16 protein-coding genes are annotated in these 20,224 nt (G+C 40.3%); 5 read left to right on the forward strand and 11 right to left on the reverse strand.

The annotated features are described in order from the left end of the window. Window positions 1-4 precede the first annotated feature (4 nt). The 6 genes from BDD43_RS05945 to BDD43_RS05970 all read right to left on the reverse strand — a co-directional run bounded on the left by BDD43_RS05945 (window position 5) and on the right by BDD43_RS05970 (window position 7,514). A complete protein-coding gene (locus BDD43_RS05945) occupies window positions 5-637 on the reverse strand; it encodes an acyltransferase (protein ID WP_121196810.1) in 633 nt (210 codons plus the stop codon). A 21-nt stretch (window positions 638-658) separates the two neighbouring features. Beyond that, window positions 659-1,360, reverse strand: a complete 702-nt coding sequence (locus BDD43_RS05950) for a CatB-related O-acetyltransferase (protein ID WP_162846992.1) — start codon at window positions 1,358-1,360, stop codon at window positions 659-661. Window positions 1,361-1,366: 6 nt separating this feature from the next. Next, window positions 1,367-2,743 (reverse strand): lipopolysaccharide biosynthesis protein, encoded by a 1,377-nt coding sequence (locus tag BDD43_RS05955; protein WP_121196812.1) that lies wholly within the window; start codon window positions 2,741-2,743, stop codon window positions 1,367-1,369. Between the two features lie 21 nt (window positions 2,744-2,764). Further along, the gene (locus BDD43_RS05960) at window positions 2,765-5,128 is read right to left on the reverse strand and encodes a GumC family protein (protein WP_121196813.1); all 2,364 of its coding nucleotides are present in this window, start codon (window positions 5,126-5,128) and stop codon (window positions 2,765-2,767) included. Window positions 5,129-5,130: 2 nt separating this feature from the next. Continuing rightward, entirely contained in the window at window positions 5,131-5,940 is an 810-nt protein-coding gene (locus BDD43_RS05965; protein ID WP_121201893.1) for a polysaccharide biosynthesis/export family protein, read from the reverse strand. A 194-nt stretch (window positions 5,941-6,134) separates the two neighbouring features. Then, window positions 6,135-7,514: a M20/M25/M40 family metallo-hydrolase gene (locus BDD43_RS05970; RefSeq protein ID WP_121196814.1), complete on the reverse strand. Its 1,380-nt coding sequence runs from the start codon at window positions 7,512-7,514 to the stop codon at window positions 6,135-6,137. A 165-nt stretch (window positions 7,515-7,679) separates the two neighbouring features. Between BDD43_RS05970 and BDD43_RS05975 the strand changes: the two genes are divergently transcribed. From BDD43_RS05975 to BDD43_RS05985, 3 genes are all read left to right on the forward strand, one after another. After that, on the forward strand, window positions 7,680-9,242 hold the full coding sequence (locus tag BDD43_RS05975) for a M28 family metallopeptidase (protein ID WP_121196815.1): 1,563 nt from the start codon (window positions 7,680-7,682) through the stop codon (window positions 9,240-9,242). A gap of 81 nt (window positions 9,243-9,323) precedes the next feature. Next, on the forward strand, window positions 9,324-9,701 hold the full coding sequence (locus BDD43_RS05980; protein ID WP_121196816.1) for a BlaI/MecI/CopY family transcriptional regulator: 378 nt from the start codon (window positions 9,324-9,326) through the stop codon (window positions 9,699-9,701). 4 nt (window positions 9,702-9,705) lie between these two features. Next, a complete protein-coding gene (locus BDD43_RS05985) occupies window positions 9,706-11,403 on the forward strand; it encodes a M56 family metallopeptidase (RefSeq protein ID WP_121196817.1) in 1,698 nt (565 codons plus the stop codon). A 237-nt stretch (window positions 11,404-11,640) separates the two neighbouring features. Here BDD43_RS05985 and BDD43_RS05990 read toward each other — a convergent pair whose 3' ends face one another. The 4 genes from BDD43_RS05990 to BDD43_RS06005 are packed head-to-tail and all read right to left on the reverse strand — an operon-like array spanning window position 11,641 to window position 16,262. Beyond that, on the reverse strand, window positions 11,641-13,188 hold the full coding sequence (locus BDD43_RS05990; RefSeq protein WP_121196818.1) for a DHA2 family efflux MFS transporter permease subunit: 1,548 nt from the start codon (window positions 13,186-13,188) through the stop codon (window positions 11,641-11,643). 4 nt (window positions 13,189-13,192) lie between these two features. Next, the gene (locus BDD43_RS05995; protein WP_121196819.1) at window positions 13,193-14,248 is read right to left on the reverse strand and encodes an HlyD family secretion protein; all 1,056 of its coding nucleotides are present in this window, start codon (window positions 14,246-14,248) and stop codon (window positions 13,193-13,195) included. A gap of 11 nt (window positions 14,249-14,259) precedes the next feature. Then, window positions 14,260-15,630 carry a TolC family protein gene (locus tag BDD43_RS06000; RefSeq protein ID WP_121196820.1) on the reverse strand — a complete coding sequence of 457 codons (1,371 nt, stop codon included), beginning with the start codon at window positions 15,628-15,630 and terminating at the stop codon, window positions 14,260-14,262. Further along, the gene (locus tag BDD43_RS06005) at window positions 15,627-16,262 is read right to left on the reverse strand and encodes a TetR/AcrR family transcriptional regulator (protein WP_121196821.1); all 636 of its coding nucleotides are present in this window, start codon (window positions 16,260-16,262) and stop codon (window positions 15,627-15,629) included. The genes BDD43_RS06000 and BDD43_RS06005 overlap by 4 nt, the downstream gene beginning before the upstream one ends. 261 nt (window positions 16,263-16,523) lie before the next feature. Here BDD43_RS06005 and BDD43_RS06010 point away from each other — a divergent pair, with 261 nt between their 5' ends. After that, entirely contained in the window at window positions 16,524-19,028 is a 2,505-nt protein-coding gene (locus tag BDD43_RS06010) for a PIG-L family deacetylase (RefSeq protein ID WP_121196822.1), read from the forward strand. Window positions 19,029-19,096: 68 nt separating this feature from the next. After that, window positions 19,097-19,321, forward strand: coding sequence for a twin-arginine translocase TatA/TatE family subunit (locus BDD43_RS06015; protein ID WP_121196823.1), 225 nt, complete (start codon window positions 19,097-19,099; stop codon window positions 19,319-19,321). 111 nt (window positions 19,322-19,432) lie between these two features. Here the strand turns inward: BDD43_RS06015 and BDD43_RS06020 are convergent, their stop codons facing one another. Continuing rightward, window positions 19,433-20,215 carry a succinate dehydrogenase/fumarate reductase iron-sulfur subunit gene (locus tag BDD43_RS06020; RefSeq protein WP_121196824.1) on the reverse strand — a complete coding sequence of 261 codons (783 nt, stop codon included), beginning with the start codon at window positions 20,213-20,215 and terminating at the stop codon, window positions 19,433-19,435. Window positions 20,216-20,224 lie beyond the last annotated feature (9 nt).

Genomic DNA, 20,224 nt, shown 5'->3' on the forward strand with positions numbered 1-20,224 from the left:
GGGTTCATATATTTTCCGGTTCAATTTTTTTAATAAACCGTGCCGGATTTCCGGCCCAAATTTCATCTGGCGGAATGTTTTTAGTTACTACCGAACACGACCCGACGATAGAATTACGGCCAATTACAACACCTTTTAATATGGTTGTATGGGCGCCAATAAAAGCATTGTCTTCAATTTTCACCGGCTTAGTTTTTACTTTACTAAAATCCTCAGGAACTTTTGTTCTTTCGCTAACTTTTAATGAGTGAAAGTCTGTATCATAAATAACCGTATTCCCACCTATTTTCACATTGTCGCCGATAATGATGCTTTCATAACATACAATTGCCGTACTGCTTATGCCCACATGATTGCCGATTGTTAACTTTCCCTGCGGACCAACCACAAAATAACAAAGTTGTTGCCTACCAATGATATTATGACGCCTGCCGCTATTAAACCTAAAATTATGCCCTATCGAAAAACTACCTTTTAAATTAACGTTAACTACCGGGAAACCATTTGGATAATATTTTAAAGAAAACGTAACGCCGTTTACTTTAAACCTAAACCAGGTTACTACCCAATATGCAATACCCATTACAGATTTAACAGCACGATTTACTGCTTTATTGACGATACGGATATAACTCATAATGCGACTTTAACACTTAAATTATACGTTATTTATAACACTAATAAACTGATCTATTGACTCAAAAAGATGGATGTTGTTTTTGATCCATTCATTATCTTTCGCCCACCATTTCGATTTCATTAAAACATCTATTTGCTCATCAGTGAACCTCTTTTTAATAAATTTGGCCGGCACACCTCCAACTACATGAAAAGGTTCAACATCTTTTGTAACAACAGAATTAGCACCTACAACTGCGCCATCACCAATTTTCACCCCATCAACAACCAAAACATTGGCACCAATCCATACATCACTTCCAATGAGCACTCTTTGATGACTCTCAAATGAGCTCTTAGCGTTAAAGTCATAATTTATGTGTTGAAAGCGGGCAAAAAGTGCCGGAAACGTACTAACAAACGTGGAGGTAGGATGCCGTCCGGGTGCTATCATTACGTTAGGCCCGATAGAACAAAACGAACCTATGTCGGCATGTAAAATCAAACAATTATCACCACAATAGCTAAACTTCCCTATGTTGCAATTATAAACATCGGAGTTTGCCCCAACATTATTGTACTCGCTAAAAACACATTGATCTACGTGAGCTAAATAACCTATTCTTAAATGCTTTCCCCAATATTTACTTTGATAGCTAACTTTAGTTAACAACCATTTTAGATAAATAAACAATGGGTTTAAAAAAAATAACTTTTTATCTAAGTATTTTGAATTATACATAATCATCTATTTATTAAAAATGCCGGTTGCGGTATGATTAATGATTTTTTTACATTGAATAGAAAAAATAACACCCGTTATAAAAATTAAAACCACATTCGAATAAGTAACGCCTGCCAGCCCCCAATATTTGGCAAAAAAAATGGCCATTGGAATGTTAACTACCGAGCACCCCATAACAAGATATAATTGCAACTTTACTTTGCCCACGCCATTTAAAAAATAAACATGGATTGATTGCCAAACATAGCATATAACATATACGGCCATTGCTACTGATAATGATAACGGAACCGATACGCTACCGTGCAGCCACAAACGGTATACAAAAGAAGAGGCTGCTAACAGCGCCAAACTACATACAGATAAAACCATCCAAAACTTTTGCATTTTTATCATCGATGATCTAATCCAAATCCAATCGTTTTTTGCGTAAGCATCGGTATAGGCACTCCAAAGCGGAGTTATAATAATACTGAATAAAAGTATGAGCACCGAGAAAAGTTTATAGGCTATATTAAATATAGTTACATCCGCAGGACCAAATACTTGCGTGATAACTATATTATCTGTTTGAAATAGTATTAATGCGCCTATTTGAATAAAAAAAAACTTTCCTCCTACACTTAATAAATCCCTTGCTTGCGATAAATCCACATATTTAAAAGACGGCGAATAGACTTTATATTCTTTGGAAAAATAAATTAAACTTGCCAATAACTGTACTATTAATGGTATGCCAGCCATGGAGATAACTAATAGAATTAATGAACCCGAAATATAATACCGGATAAAAAATATAAATGTTAAACTTAACAGCTGCCCCAGAAATGTTATTAAGGCAACACGTGCAGATTTGTGGAAAGCAGTTAATATTGAGTTAATTATTTGAGTTACAAATTGAATTGAGAATAAACTAACGAGCAACAAAACCACATGACGCAGATAATGATTGTCTGTAATTTTAGTATTTAAAACTGTATTCCAGTTTACAAACTTATTAGCAAAATAAAACACCACAAAAACAATAAGCGATATTACACCCAGTATTACATATGTTGTACTTATATAAGACTTTGACTTTGAGGTTTCGTTTAAAGCATTGTTTTCCGCCAGTTTGTTTTTTAACCCATTACCCAACCCTACATCAAAAAAACTAAACCAAGAAATAATAGAACTTAAAGTAATCCAAATTCCATAAGTGTCGGAGTTTACGTAGGTAATTGTTAACGGTATTATTATTATACTAATTGCAATACTTCCACCTTTGTATAAAATTGATAGAAATATATTTTTTCGTGCCTTGATGGTTCGCTCATGGCCTCCGGAAAGGAGTTTAATAAGCTTATCTTTTATAACCACAATCACCTTTCTTAATCGCATATTGACTACCTATATAAATAATCAATTTCTTTTCACTTTAAGTTTCGAAGTCCATTTTTGTGGTTTCTCCAAACCATAGCCATAAGAAGAATAACTATTTCGGTTAATTTTTATATCATTTAAAATGATGTACAAATTCCTAATTTCGTTTGTATCCCTAAGGCTGTTAATAATGTTAATTTGTTCTTTATAAGTATGCTTTTCTCTAACAACATAAAACGTTAAATCGGCCAGTTTCTCTATTATTAAGGCATCGGTAACTAAGCCTACCGGCGCGCAATCAATTATGATATAATCAAATTTGGTTTTTAACTCATTAATCAACCGTTCCAACTTAGGGTTGGTTAAAAGCTCTGTTGGATTAGGGGGGATAGGTCCGGATGAAATTAAAGAACAGTTTTCATCAAACCAGATTGGTTTAATTAACTTATTAATATCAGTAAATTCAGAAACAGCGTAGTTACTATAACCAAAAGTATTATGGTCATGGCCCATTATCTCAGAAAGTTTGGGCTTTCGTAAATCCAGCTCAATAAAAACTACTTTTTTACCCGTAAGTGCCAACGCGCTACCCAAATTAACCGAAAGAAAAGACTTGCCTTCGCCACCCATACTCGAAGTAAATAAAATAACATTTGGCTTCGATGTATTTAGTAAATAATTTAACTTGGTTCGTAAGCTTCTAAACTGCTCAGATATAATTGTACGCGAATGGTTTATGGCTACTAATGTTTCCTGCGCTTCGTTATGGCCTATTTCACCAACAATTGTTGCATTGGTTGCCTTTACAACATCTTGCTTCGAGTTTATTTTAATATTCAATAACTCCTTTATAAACAAATAAGCGGTGGGCAGTACCAGTCCCAAAAAAATGCCCACTAAAAATATGATTGATTTTTTAGGTTTAAAGGGATAAAAATCGCTTTTAGCATGATCTATAATTCTGGAACTTGAAATAGTGGAGGTTTTTGATATGGCCGTTTCTTCTCTTTTTTGCAATAAAAACTGGTACAAATCCTGCTTCAGTGCTTGCTTCCGCTGTATATCCAGATACCCCCGTTCTTTAGCCGGAACCTGGAGTAATTTATTATTTACATTTCCATTTTGTCGTTTCAGTTCTGACTCAGATGTTTGCAGGTTACTTTTAAACGAAGTAATGCTTCTGAGCAACGTTTGCCGGGCGGTTTCAATTTGCTGGTCGTAGTTTTGTATAATGGGGTTGTTGTTAGTATAGGCCAAACTTGCTTTATCACGCTGAATGAGCATTTCATTATACGTATTGATGGACTGCCCAAATGCTACATCGTTAGGCGCAACCATAGAGCTAGGGATTACTGATTTATTTTGCGGGTTATGCAAAACTTTTTCCAGATCCTGAATAACTTTTAACTGGGTTTCCGTCTGGTTAAGCTTATCATAATAATCGTTGGCACTACTCACTAAAACCTTTGATTGGGTACTGATGTCGGCAATTCCATTTCTTGTTTTGTAGGATTCAAAATCACCTTCTATTTCGTTAAGCTCCTTACCAACAAGGTTTATTCTACTATTAATAAATTCTATAGTAGAATCGGCTATTTGCACTTTGTTTTGTAAGTTAGATTGCAGGTACAACTTCATTATCTCTTCCAAAATCACCTCGCTTTTTTTGGGCTGCGGGTAGCTTAAAGATAAATCAATTGTTGTAGCCTGTTTATCAGATAAAGCAGCAATAAAACTATTGCTCAATTGAGCAACGGCGTCATCAACAGATACAATTTTTATGGTATAAGAGCCTGTAGGTAACCTGTTTGTTATCGGATTGAGAACAAAATCATAATTTTTTAATTTGATAGTTTGGCCAACTCTTGCCGTTTCATTAACATTTTCTTTGCTATTGGTAATAGTATATTGCCCGTTTGCATCAAATTTAATGTTGTATTTTTGCACAAAAAGCGTGTCCGCTTTATAATTAAGCTTAATTGAAAATGGGCACTCCTGGTATATCTCGGTTTCTTTTAACCCCTCTTTACTAAAAACTCTAACATTTAATTGCAATTGCTTAACCGTATTTTCCATTAAGCTACGCGATTTCAATATCTGCACTTCGTTATCGGCACTGCTTTTTACATTAAAAAGAGAACCAAAATCTGAGCCTAAGCCGCTTGCACTTGCCGCCGAAGACGGGTTATTTTTAGAATCATCAACCAATATCTTTGCTGATGCACTCCACTCAGCCGAGGCATAATACGCATACACAAAAGCTAAAACAGAACATATTGCTATGCTTAATACAAACAAATACCAATGTTTTATAACAACAGAGATGATTTGCTTAAAATCTATAACATCGTCGTCGTTACGTTGTGAGGGTTTATTTCCAGATTGATCGATCGCGGATGGCATAATTACAATTTATTGGTACTAATAAGAATAGCTAATAACGATACCAAAGAGGCCGCAACAGCCGTTATAATTGATATATTACGATTTTGGATAGCATCAGATGCTACAACTTTTGATTTACTTGGCTCTACATAAATATAATCGTTTTGCCGTAAGTAGTAATATGGCGAATTTAAGATTTGACTACTGGTTAAATCCAGATGAACCAGTTCGCGGCGGCCGTCATCATAGCTTCTTATCAACGTAACATTTGTTCGCTTACCGTATATCGTTAAATCGCCGGCCTGCCCCAAAGCATCAAGTATATTAACTTTTTCGTTTGATAGCACGTAGGTTCCTGGTTTTGATACCTCGCCAAGAATGGTAATTTTAAAATTTGCAAACCGTAAACTTACCGATGCCTTTTTGTAATACTCAAGCGCTTGCGTTCTGATAACTTCTTTAGCTTGTTCGGTAGTTAAACCTGCTACATGGATAGATCCAATTACGGCCAGTTCAATATTTCCTTTGCTATCAACTAAATATCCGGAAATTTGACCTGTGTTACCAGATGTATTGCTGTTACCAACAGCCGAGCTTTGCATATTACCTGTTGTAACAACTTGGCTCGAGGTGGGGTCAACCGTTTGGATATTGATGGAAAGTATATCGTCGGGCTGTATTTTAGGCTCAGTAAAATTTAACTTTTCTAATTCAACCCTATGTGTAGTATCTGCTAAATTGCTAAAATACTTTACATTTTTTATGGAAGAGCACGAGGCATATAAGATAACCAATAACAATAAAAGGCTTAATCTATAAATAGTATTCATTTGCATATATTAAAAACAATTAGGATATCTTACATTTTGGCACAATAGCCTTTTCATCTAAAAATTCATCGCCATTAACCACCAACCAAACATAACAATGCAGATTATGTTTTGCGTAAAAAATAAAGCACCGCTCTGCTTGAAAGTCTCTTATAACAATTTGTTTTCAATATGGTTTTATTATTTATCAAATTTTAGCGCCCAACCTTTGGAAATACGGCCAAACTTTCGTGGCCATCGGCATCAACGGCTTGTACTGCAAAAAAGTAATTGTCTTTTGAATAGTTGAGGGTGGCACTGGTTTCGGTTACGTAAAACCTTTTTTCCCAGTAGGGGCTTGTGGTTTCGCGCATGAGTACGTAGTAGCCGGCTGGCGCTTTGCCTTTTGGGGAGTTCCATTTCAGGCTGGTTTTGTTGGTGAGCTGGGCCGTAAGGATTAATACGTTTTGTGGCTGCGCCGGGGCGATGGCCAGGTTGGCCAGTACAGCTAAATTCATGCGCCCAACCTTTTGCATGTATTGGTAATCTGCATATTCAGGTACATCGCCGTAATCCGTTCCGTTTTCTTTGCGCACGTTTTGATGTTGGCGGTTAAAATCTTCATTCATTTCTGTAAACCTCACAGCGCTAAAGCCTTGCTGTAAAAACGGAACATGGTCGCCGCCGCGTAAAAAGCGGTCGCGCCGGTATATCATTTTTACGTCCAGTTGGTCAACATAGCGCTCCGCTATTTCTTTAACATAGCGGGCCAGTTGGCGCGATGGGCTATCATTTTCGCCGCCATTATTCACCAGTAAATTAATAGCAGCCGTGGCACGGCGCATGGCAAGGCTATCGCCACGGGCTGCAACATCGGTAGATGGTACGCCTTCGCTAAAAACACGCACGTGCATATTATCTTTCAAGTCGTTTTCCATGCCGTGAGTATTGCCAACAATGTCATTATTGAGCATCGCATCAACGTTCCAATTCTCTTCCTTTGCTATTTTGGCAACGTGTATTGAGCCGTTTAAACCCTGCTCTTCTCCGGCAACGGCCATAAAAATAATTGTTGCCGGGAAGGTGTGTTTAGCCATAACCCTGGCAATCTCCATAGATACTGCTGTGCCGGATGCATCGTCAACGGCGCCGGGCTCAACAGAATTGGCATCCATAACATCGTTTACCCTCGAATCGTAATGGCCCGATACGATATAAATACGGCTATCGGCATCATCTGTGCCTTTTAAAACGGCCAAAACGTTTTTCAATACAGTTGGTTTATCAAAGCGGTCGCCGGCGGGCTGCAAAAACTCGTCAAACTTAACGGTCATCCTACCACCCGAGGCAGCGGCATATCTTTCCATTTCGCTTTTTATCCAGTTGCGTGCCGCGCCAATACCCTCGGTTTTACTCATGGTATCACTTAAAGTATGCCTGGTTTTAAAACTTACCAATTTGCGTACAATAGCTTCTATATTTTTATCAGATACCTCGCTAACCATTTGCTTAATTACAGCATCCTGTTTTATAACGGTTTGAGCGCGACCGTAAAAACTAATTACAAGTAATAACAATGTTATATTTATTTTCATTTTTAATTAATTATATAGCTAACCCAACACAATATAGCTGCTACTAACTTACTATAAGTTAGGTGTATTGATATTAATTTGTAACAAATTTGTTAGCGGCACCCTTACTTTTTAATAATGTAATTGAATAAGTTTGCTTAACTGACTTCTAAAAATATTATTCTAATGAAAAAAAATTTACTTCTTTCTGTTTTATTAACTGCCGGTGTGTCAATAAATATGTTTGCACAGGACGCGCCCGACCCGGCAATAGTTCAAAAGATACGCGATGAGGGCTTAAAAAATTCCAAAGTAATGGAAATAGCTTTTAACTTAACCGATGTATCTGGGCCCCGATTATCGGGTTCGCCCGGCTTAAAGCGAGCGCAAGATTGGGCAGTGAGCCAATTAAAAACATGGGGAATGGTTAATGCCAACCGCGAAGCTTGGGGCAAATTTGGCAAAGGCTGGGAAGTTCAAAAAAACTATGCGGCTATAACCGTACCGTACTACCATGCAATTATTGCAATACCCAAGGCATGGACACCCGGCACAAACGGAGCCATAAAAGGTGATGTTGTTTACATAAAAGCCGATACCATTACCGACCTGGAAAAATATAGGGGTAAGTTAGCAGGCAAAGTTGTTATATTGGATGCCAAGCCCCCTGTAGAAATAAACTTCACCAAACCCGATGCCTCCCGCTATACCGATAGCGCACTAAACGTAATGGCTGCAGCTACACCGCAGGAAAGCGGCGGCAGGGGTGGCATAGGCCAACGCCGGGGAAACTTTGCCTCTTTATTGGCCTTGCGTACTGCGTTGAGCGCATTTGAGGTTAAAGAAGGTGTAGCCCTGGTGTTAAGCCAGGCGCGTGGCACAGATGGCACCGTATTCACAACTAATGGCGCATCTTACCGGGATACAGCCAGGGCTGTTGCTCCCGAACTGGAAACCAGCAGCGAAGACTATCAGCGTATTTTGCGCCTGGTAAAAGCCGGCATTAAAGTAACAATGGAAGCCGATATTAAAACAGAGTTTTTTACCAACGATTTGCAGGGTTACAACGTTGTGGGCGAAATACCGGGTACCGACGCCAAATTAAAAGACCAATTGGTAATGCTTGGCGGGCACCTTGATTCGTGGCACGGCGCAACCGGTGGTACCGATAACGGAGCCGGTGCAGCAGTGATGATGGAAGCGATGCGCATTTTAAAAGCCATAGGCTTTAAGCCCAAACGCACCATCCGCATTGCATTGTGGAGCGGCGAGGAGCAGGGTTTGTTTGGTTCGAAAAACTATGTAACAAACCATTTTGGCGACTCGCAAACTATGGAACTGAAATCAGATCAGGCTAAAATTTCCGCCTATTATAACCTTGATAATGGTACCGGCAAAATACGTGGTATATACTTACAAGGCAATGCACCAGCCGGGCCAATATTTCAAAGCTGGTTAAATCCGTTTAAGGATTTAGGAGCGGGCACGGTTACTATCCGTAATACCGGCAGCACAGATCATGTGCCTTTTGATGCCTTAGGTATACCTGGTTTTCAGTTTATTCAAGACTCGATGGACTACGGTAGCCGTACACACCACAGCAACCAGGATACCTATGATAAACTAAGCGAAGACGATTTGAAACAGGCAGCAACCATTGTTGCATCGTTTGTTTATAATACCGCACAACGCACAGATATGATACCGCGCAAGGAGCTGCCTAAACCCAGCCCACCACGCACTTTTTAAATACTGGAATATAGCGCCCTTAACGGGCGCTTTTTTGTAACAAAACTTGCAAAACTAATATATTAGTTTTAATTTCATGTTATGACGACCCCGATTAAAGAACTTACCCGAGCCGAGGAGCAACTGATGCAGATACTGTGGCAGTTAAAAAAAGGCTACGTAAAAGATGTGATAGATGAGTTACCCGAGCCCAAGCCGGCATATAATACGGTATCAACCATTATACGGATATTAGAAACCAAGGGCTTTATAGATCATAAAGCATACGGAAAAAGCCATGAGTATTTCCCTATCATCAGCAAAGAGCAATATCAAAATTTTGCTACCGAGAAATTGCTTAATGGTTATTTTGATAATTCGGTGCAGCACATGTTCTCGTACTTTGTTAAAAAAGAAAAAATTGACCTTAAAGAGGCCGACGAAATAATGAAACTTATTGAGAAACTGAAAAACAAATAAAACTATGATGAGTTGGTGGCATTACTTGTTATTGGTAAACCTTTACCTGGTACTATTCTTTGTGTTTTACAGGATATTTCTGGATAAAGAAACCTTTTTCCAACTCAACAGGGCATACCTTATTGCGGGTTCGGTTTTATCGTTTGTGATACCGGTAATGCAGTCCGATTGGATACGCCAGCTTTTTATTACCCAACGTGTACACCAAACCATTTACGCTACGGTTAACCCGCAGTTTATTTACCAGGTTAAGCCGGTAGAAAGTAACCCGCTCACACTTGGGCAAATAATTGCATTGGTTTATATTTTGGGTGCAGTTGCATTGCTGTGCCGCCTTATTTACCAGCTTTACCTGGTTAAAGCAATGATGCGAGAAACCGATGCACCCGCAGCATTTTCATTCTTCAAAAAAATACGCGTTAGCACAAGCCTGCCTAACCAACAAACCATTATTGAGCACGAGCAGGTACATACCCGCCAATGGCATTCGGCAGACGTTTTATTGATTGAGGCCGTAATGATAATTAACTGGTTTAACCCGGTAGTTTATTTTTACCGCAAAGCCGTTAAACGTGTACACGAATATATTGCCGACAGAAAAGCAATTGAAACCGGCACCTCAAAAACCGAATATGCTTTGTTGTTATTAAGCCAAACTTTTGGCACCGTACCGCAGCAGCTTACCAATAATTTTTTTAACCATAGCTTGCTCAAGCAGCGCATTATGATGCTTAACCAAAATCAATCGCGGCGAAGGGCATTGTTAAAATATGGTTTATCGGCACCTTTATTTGCTGCAATGCTTGTTTTTTCGTCGGCAACGGTTAACAACAGCAACATTATTCGCGTCATCAATAAAAAAACAGAGCAGGCATTTGCTATCAATGCCATTCATTTTAAAGCAGAGATAAACGATTCTACGTCAACAATTACAGTCGCCAGCACAAGCGGTAGCGAATTAAAAAAAGGCTCGCTCACTTTTAAACAAACCAGCAGTATAGTTTCCGATGTAAACAAAGGAAGTGCAGCCACAACGGTGCAAAAAGACAGTGTTTCGTTACAGGTATTTAATGCTGTAGAAATTCAGCCTACTTTTCCGGGAGGAGAACGCGGCTTTGGCAAATTCCTGGTGCAGAATATTCATTATCCTGATAAAGCAAAGGCAAACAATACTAAAGGCAGGGTATTTATTCAGTTTGTGGTAGAAGCCGACGGAGATTTGTCGGATATTAAATGCCTGCGCGACCCTGGAGATGGCTTAGGGCAGGAAGCCATGCGTGTGCTCAGTATATCGCCAAAGTGGATGCCCGGAATACAAAACGGCAAACGTGTGAGGGTGCAATATACAGTACCCGTAAATTTTTCGCTAATTGACGATGCTTATAAAAAACCGGAGATTGATAGTGTGCGTGTAACTGCAACATCCAAGAAGCCGATGACCCTTTTTTTATACAAATATCAAACCGGCGATTCCACAACCTTAACGGCCAATGGTTCAAAACAACTTAACCATAAAACCATAACAACCATAAAAATGAATGGTAAAATTATAACCGCCGATGAGCTAAAGGGCGTGGATTTAAAAAATATTGAAAACATTAGTGTTATTAAGGCCGATACTGCAAAAGGGGCTCAAACAAACAGCAATACAAATTTTATAATTATCAAAACAAAAACAGCCAAGGGCACATCAAAAGGTTAAAAAACCGACCACGAAAATGCAACTACTTATGTTTTAAAGAAATAATTATTTTACAAAATTAATTTTGATAATTAAAGCAATAAAACTAATTTTATAACAATAAGATTAAGCTCCCCTAATAAGGCACCTATTTTTGAAGTACCAGCAAAAAAATTATTACTGGTTTAGGGGTTTATAAATTAATTGTTAATTTTTTTGGGGAAAGCCGCCGGGTTACAAACCGGGCGGCTTTTATTATTAATGAGCATCAACCGGGAGCTCAACATTCTTTTTAAATGGTTGCAGGTAAATTAATGGTATACTAAATAACATTATTAAACCGGCCACCCAATAGGCATCGTTATAAGTTAACAGCAGCGTTTGTTTAATAACGCGGCCATCAATTGCCTTTAGGGCCATTTTGGTAGCATCGCCTACGCCATAGCCCATAGCCACAAACTTATGCACAAACGCATCAAGCTGCTGGTTAAATGGCGTATTGTACTGATTGGTGTTTGAAAGCAAATTGCTGCGGTGAAAACCCTGCCTAACGTGAATAAGGGTTGTTAGGGCGGCTATACCAAACGAACCACCCAATTGCCTCATCATGTTATTTAAACCGGTTCCTTGTCCTAATTCGGGCCCTTTAAGATCCTGAATGGCTAATGTTGTTAGCGGAACGAATAACAGCGCCATACCAACACCGCGTATTACCAGCGGCCAAAAGAAATCGCCGGTGCCCGATGCCAGCGTGGAGTGGCTTAACATGGTTGTAAATACAAAAAAGAGTATCATACCCCCCGTGGCCATAAATTGCGCCGGCACCCCTGCTTTTAGCATTTTACCTATAAACGGCATTAAAACAATGGTACAAATGCCCCCCGGGAATAATATTAAACCTGTTTGCTGTGCAGAGAAGCCCAATAAATTTTGACAAAATATAGGGAACACAAACACCGATCCGTATAAACCAAAACCGAGTACAAACGACGTAAACATACCTACGGCAAAACTCCGGTGCCGCATAATTTTAAAGTTTACTATCGGGAACCCGAATGTCATTTCTCTCCACATAAAGAAGAAAAGGCCCAATACTGCAGCAATAGTTAATACAAGGATATAGGTTTTAGAAAACCAATCTTCACTTTCGCCTTTCTCCAAAATAGTTTGCAAACTGCCAACAGCTACAGCAAGCAAGCCAATTCCCCACCAATCTACTGGTTTTCCCTTAGCATCTTTTGGTGTTTCCCTCACAAACGTAACTGTTAAAAATGCTGCCAGCGCACCAACCGGAATGTTTACATAAAATATCCACGGCCATGCATAATGGTCGGTAATAAAGCCGCCTATAGTTGGGCCAACCGTTGGGCCAAATACAGCACCTAAACCAAATAATGCGGTAGCAGTACCCACTTCTTCGCGCGGCCATGTTTCTATCAGGATAGCCTGGCCGGTTGATATTAAACCGCCACCGGCAAAGCCTTGTATAATACGGAATATTACCAGTTCATTTAAACTAGTGGCATTACCGCATAAAAACGATACCGCTGTAAAAATGATGATAGACGCTAAAAAGTAATTTTTGCGGCCAAAGCGGCTGCCTAACCAGCCCGACATTGGTAATACGATAACGTTAGCAACCGAGTAGCCGGTAACCACCCAGGCAACGTCTTCAAGTGTGGCTCCCAGGTTACCTTGAATCTGGGGAAGGGACACATTCACAATCGTGGTATCAATAAGCTCCAACAGAGCGGCCATGATAACCGTAATGGTGATGATCCATTTCCTAAAACCTGTTTCTGCCATTTTATTAGTTTTTATATATTACAGATACTGTTGCACTCATGCCCGGGCGAAGTTTCGCCAAAATATCTTTGCTTGCATTGATTTTGATTTTTACAGGTATACGCTGAACAACTTTTACATAGTTACCGGTTGCATTATCCGGCGGCAGCAAAGAAAACTTGGCACCAGTGGCCGGAGAAAAATTATAAACTTCGCCTTCAATTTTTTCGCCGGGTAAACCATCAACTTCAATTTCTACCTTTTCGCCAGCCTTAACGTGGGCTAACTGGGTTTCTTTAAAGTTAGCTGTAATATATATGCTATTATCGTTTACAACCGAGAACAGTGTTTGTCCGGCTTGCACCAATTGGCCTTTTTGAACGTTCTTTTTAGAAACAATACCATTTGCTGGCGATGTAATGCTGGTATAAGTTAATTGCAGTTTCGCAAAATCAACGTCGGCTTGTTTTGCCGTAACACCTGTATTAGTAACACTCAATTGGTTTTCGGTACCTTTTACTTGTTCTAAAGCAGCCTTGTATTGGTCTTGCGCGGCCTGGAAGCCTGCCTGTGCAGCATCACGGGTAACTTGTGCTTGCTCAAATTGTTGCTGCGTTACCGAACCATCTTTAACCAGGTTTGCATACCTGTCGTAATCGCGTTTGGCTTGCAATAATTTAACTTTAGCTGTTTCAACATTGGCCTTAGCGCTTGCCGAATTTGCTGTAGTAGTATATATCTGTGATTGCGAAACGCCAATTGTAGCACTAGCTCCTTTTTGGGCCGCATACGCTTGCTCAAGCTTTACTTTATAATCTCTTTCATCAAGCTTAACCAATAGCTGCCCCTGGTTAACGTGCTGGTTTTCTTCAAAATTAATACTATCAACATAACCGCCAACGCGGGCAACAACGGGGCTTATATCGGCATCAATCTGCGCGTCGTCGGTATCTTCGTGCTTGCTGTAGTATATGTATTCTTTAACCCCAAACACTATCCCGCCTATAAGCAAAATGCCTAATATAATGGGCATTATCCGGTTTGGTTTTTTATTATCTGTTTGTTCTGATGTATTTGCCATTGTTGTTTATTTTATTTGTTCAGTTTTCCGGTTGATTTTAATAGGGTATAATAGGCCAGCCCAGCATCGGCTTTAGCCAGCTCCAGGTTAATTTGTGCCTGGTATAACAAAGTTTGTGCATCAACCCTGTCGGTTACTGATGCTATATTGCTTTGATATTTTGATTCGAGTATTTTGTTGTTCTCGTTAGCCTGTGCAATTGCAGTTTCCAATAACTTGATTTTATCCTGAGCTGTAACATAGCTTTGGTAATTGCGGTTAACTTCGTCTTTCAGGTAATCGGTAGTTATGCTTTTGTTTATTACAGTTTCCTCGCGCTGTATGCGTGCTTCGGCTTCTTTGTTTTTGTTTGTCCAAAGTGTACCAAAATTCCACGATACCGTTGCAGCCAGTGTAATAGGTACAATATAGTTACCAGATGTTGGTATAGGGTTACCGCTCAAATCAAGATAATACAGGTTTGCACCCACACCAACTGTTGGCAGCCTTTGCGCTGTTATACTTTTAATGTTGGTTTCGGCGTAGCGGTTTTGCAAATCAAGCTGCCTTAACTCCTGGCGGGTATTCATGGCCGAGTCAATATACGCTGTTAAAGGCGCCAACGAGTGGTTAGCCTCGTTAACAACATCTATTTTTAATTCGGTTGTTTCGGGCAAACCCAGCAATACATCCAGGTTATAGTTAATAATTTTACGGTTGCTTTCCAAATCAAGACCACTTAACTGGATGTTTGATTTTTGTAGTTGAAAACGTAAAACATCGTTTTTGGTAACCAGGCCCTGATCGAAAAAGCGTTGCGCCTGTGTTAATTGCTGATCGATAGAAGTAATGTTTTGCGCCACAACCTTTTGGCTCTGCAAAACCTTGTATAGGTTATAGTACGCGTTTATTACATCATAAACTATTTGGTCTTTGTCTTTATCGGCATCTAAACGGGCAACCTGCGTTAACAACTCGGTTGATTGTTGTGCATATTTAAGCCTGCCGCCTGCAAAAATAGTTTCTTCAACCGAGGCTATACCCAAATAAGCGTTTGCACTGTTGGGCAACTCTATTGTTTGGCCGCCAAGGTTAAGCGTGTGTGCAGGTATCTGGGCACGGTTGTATGCAAAACTTGCATTCCCGGTAGGCAATTGCCTGTCTTTAGCCTGGTTGTACTGCGATACCGCCCTGTCTATTTTTGATTGCGATAGCTTTAAGGTTTTGCTGTTATCAATCCCTAATTTTATTGCTTCTTGTATGGTAAGGGTTTTATCCTGTGCTTTGGCCACCTGTGCAGTTAGCAAGCCAAATAACAGCAATGCACTCCCGTACCCTTTTAAAGGTTTAGCCACCTTAGCAAATACGTAGTGGTTTTTGGTTTGATTAGTGTTGTTTATCATTGTTGTTTTACTAAGTAAGATTTTAAAAGTCTTTTCATGTAAACTTTCATCCGTGGTTTTATTGAACTCTCTAAAAAGGCCTCATCGCCAATATCATGCCCGAGCATTGTTGATGAGATATGGGGCGAATTAATAATATAATTTTTTGTGCCAAATATGGTAAGGATGGTAAATTCATGGTCGATATCCTGATGGAACAACCCGCTATCAATACCTTCCTGTATAATTTTTTTAAACTCTAAAACGTTACCCATCAAAATAGCGGTCATTTTCTCGGTCACACCTGACTTTTTTGCTAACGACATCTCTCTGTTGATAAGCTTTTGAAAGCAACTGTTTGTGATTATCCTTTCCACATAGTTATCAATGCAACGTTCCATTTTATCCCACGAGGATATGCTGTCGTCGTTACCAATGTTTTGAAGCAGGGTGCGGAAAGCCGATATTTTGCGCTCGAACACGGCCAGATACAACCCTTCTTTTGAACCAAAGTAATAATTAAGCATTGCCATATTTACACCTGCCTCGCCGGAAATGAGCCGGGTGGAGGCGCCATCATATCCCAATTCAGAAAAAACTTTTTCCGAAATATCAAGGATATGATCCTTCTTGTCTATTTTGTCCTTGTCCATTTTTAAACTCCGGCACAAAGTTAATCAATCGATTGAATTAATCAATCGATTAACTGTCATTCATTTGTAAAAGACTTGTTAATTAATCAGCACACTACTTAATGTATTGATAATATCACAAAAAACAAGCCAACAAACCAATAGTTTGTTAAGAAAATGCACATTGGCTTATTAATATATAAAATCGTTAATTAAGCCCGCTCGCTATCACATCTACGGTTGTAAACAGTTTTTAGTACCTTTCGTTATTATTTTTAAAACATGAGATCAATAAAGTTACTTGCTTTTCTTTTTTTGTTTGGCATAACAGCTTATGCTCAAACGGCTCCTCAAGCCGGTTTGGTTGACATTAAACAAGCGTTTAAAAAGCTAAATATTTTAGGTAGCGTTTTATATGTTGCCGCCCATCCCGACGATGAAAACACAAGGCTACTGGCTTACCTGGCACAAGAAAAGCATTATCGCACGGGCTATTTATCGCTCACCCGCGGCGATGGCGGCCAAAACCTTATAGGTAACGAACAAGGCGAACTTTTAGGACTGATACGCACCCAGGAGCTGTTAGCTGCGCGCCATATTGATGGGGCCGAGCAATTTTTTACGCGTGCCAACGATTTCGGTTTCTCGAAAGGGCCAGACGAAACTTTAAAGATATGGGACAGGGAAGCTGTTTTGGGCGATGTTGTGTGGGTGATACGCAAGTTTAAACCCGATGTTATTATTTGCCGCTGGCCTACTACAGGCGAAGGCGGGCATGGCCACCATACCGCATCGGCAATATTGGCGCAGGAGGCTTTTACCGCCGCAGCCGACCCGAAACGTTTCCCGGAACAACTGCAATTTGTGCAGCCCTGGCAAGCCAAACGCCTGTTGTTTAACAGCTTTAATTTTGGCAGTGTGAATACCAGCGCCGAAAATCAGTTTAAATTAGATGTTGGTGTTTATAACCCTGTGTTGGGTAAAGGCTACGGCGAAATTGCTGCCGAAAGCCGGTCGCAGCACAAGAGCCAGGGCATGGGTACGGCTAAAGAAAGGGGCGAGGCTATTGAATATTTTAAAACCATTTTGGGAGATGCACCTCATACCGATTTGATGGACGGTGTTAATACCACCTGGAAGCGCATTGGCAATACAGAGGGCTTGGATGCCAATATCAATATCATAGCTAAACAGTTTGATGAGAATACACCGGCAGCATCGGTGCCTGGTTTGGTCAAAGTACTAAGCCGGGTAGAAAAACTAAACGACACCTACTGGCGCGAGCAAAAAACCAAAGAGTTAAAAAATTTAATTGCCGCCTGCGCAGGACTATGGTTTGAGGCTTACACAGCCGAGCCAACATACGCTATTGGCGATACCATGAATGTAAAGGCACAGCTAATTGACAGGTATGACACCGGGTATAAAATAAACCGCATCTATTCGGGAGCGGCTTTACAAGCTATTCCGGTTTATCAAAACACTATTTCGTATATGGCCGGTGCTTCGTTAGATATTCAACGGCTTATCCCCGCTAATCAGCTACAAACCTTTAATTTAAAAGACGGCGCGGCGAAAATAACCCAGCCCTACTGGTTGGAAAAGCCCCGAACTTTAGGATCATATGTTATTGGAAATCAGCTATTGGTTGGCGACCCCGAAAATAGCGACTTGCCTAAGGTTACTTTTGAGTTTATTATTGAGGGTAAACCTATACAGTTTGAGCGCAGGCTGGTTTACAAATCAGTAGATCCGGTGCGTGGCGAAGTTTATCGTAACGTGGAAATAGCACCTCCGGTAACGGCCAATATTGATAACAGCGTTTATATTTTTAAGGACGTTAGCAGCCAAAAAATTGCCGTTAAGCTTAAAAGCTTTACGCAAACAAGTGGAAGCGTTGCCTTAAAAGCCCCCGCCGGATGGAAGATAATGCCCGAACAAATAGCTTTTAACGGAAAGAAAAAAGGCGAAGAATGGACGGAAACTTTTACCGTTTGGCCGCTTGACAATCAACAGCGTAATGATGTTTTAAAGGTTATTACTACAGTGAATGGGACGGAATACCAAATGGGCTTAAAACGTATGGCGTATAACCATATCCCAACTATAACGGTTTTCCCACCTGCACAAACAAAGCTTTTAAAGTTAAATATACAAACGCCCGGCAAAACCATTGGCTATATAGTTGGCGCCGGCGACCTGGTGCCCGATGCCCTGCGCCAATTAGGCTACAAAGTGGTTTTATTGAGCGAGGAAGACGTAATGAAAGGCGATCTATCAGTTTACGATGCTATTGTTACCGGAGTGCGCGCCTATAACGTTAACGACCGTATGGCTGTTGAGCAGCCCAAACTACTTAACTATGTTAAAAACGGCGGCAACCTGGTTATTCAATATAACAACAATGCGGGTTTGGTTACAACCGATATTGGCCCATACCCCTTCCGGGTGATTAACCAACGCATTACTGATGAGGATGCCAAAGTTACCATTTTAGATGCCCAAAGCCCTTTATTAAACTACCCCAATAAAATAACCCAAGCCGACTTTGATGGCTGGGTACAAGAGCGCAGCATTTACCATGTTGATAAAATTGACCCGAATTACAAAACGATATTCCAAATGAACGACCCTAACGAAGCATCCAACAATGGATCGTTAATTACAACCGATTATGGCAAAGGGCGTTTTATTTACACATCCTTGGTGTTTTTTAGAGAACTGCCCGCTGGCGTACCTGGTGCTTACCGTTTATTTATTAATTTATTAACTAAACCCGCAAATTAAAAAACCAGACGAGGCCGATACCCGTATATTAATTTAAACTGCTACGAAAAACTTTTAAATTAAAAGATATGCTACACTCAACATTGTTATTTATGAGCGCACCCGATATTGCTATTATAGCCGTATTGGCCCTGGTTTTATTTGGTGGAAAAAAGATACCCGAATTGGCGCGTGGCCTGGGTACAGGTATTAAGGAATTTAAAGATGCTACATCGGGCGTTACAGGCGATAACAACACGCCGAAGGCAACCGAAACTGTTTCCGTTCCGGTTGAGCAACCTCAATCGCACTAATTTTTGCAAGCTTGCCCCGGTGGGGTATAGGCTTATTTAACGAAATACTATTATACAACAAAAGCTGCTTTAAGGGCAGCTTTTTTGTTGTATAATTTAATAAGGTTTAGCTTATTCCTGGTGATGTGCTATCTCTTCCTGGCGGAATAATTTGGCACTCAGGTAATCGTTATTCATTCTGCCTATGTTTACCAGGCTTATCTCCTTAGGGCATTCGGCCTCGCAAGCACCGGTGTTTGTGCAGCTACCAAAACCTTCTTCGTCCATTTGAGCTACCATTGATTGTGCACGGCGGTAACGCTCGGGCTGGCCTTGAGGTAACAGTGCAAACTGTGATATTTTAGCAGAAACAAACAACATTGCCGAAGCATTTTTACATGCTGCAACGCAAGCACCGCAGCCAATGCACGTGGCAGAGTTGAAAGCCTCATCGGCAATTACTTTAGGGATGGCTATCTCGTTAGCATCGGGTACACCACCTGTATTTACAGATACGTAACCACCAGCCTGCTGTATCCGGTCGAAAGCCGACCGATCTGTTGCCAAATCCTTAACCACCGGAAATGCTGATGCTCTCCATGGCTCAATAGTAATGGTTTGCCCGTCGTGAAAGCTACGCATGTGTAACTGGCAGGTTGTGATGGCGCGCTTTGGCCCATGAGGCTGGCCGTTGATGTACAACGAGCACATACCGCAAATACCTTCGCGGCAATCATGGTCAAAGTGGATAGGGTCTTCTCCTTTATGGATCAGGCTCTCGTTAACCACATCAAGCATTTCAAGGAACGACATATCCGGAGAAATGCTTTCGGCCTTGTAAGTAACCAATTTACCCGGTGTTTCCGAATTTGGTTGACGCCATACCTTTAGCGTTAGGTTCATATTTCCGCTCATTCTTTTTGA

It is taken from the genome of Mucilaginibacter gracilis (assembly GCF_003633615.1).
Lineage (GTDB): Bacteria > Bacteroidota > Bacteroidia > Sphingobacteriales > Sphingobacteriaceae > Mucilaginibacter > Mucilaginibacter gracilis.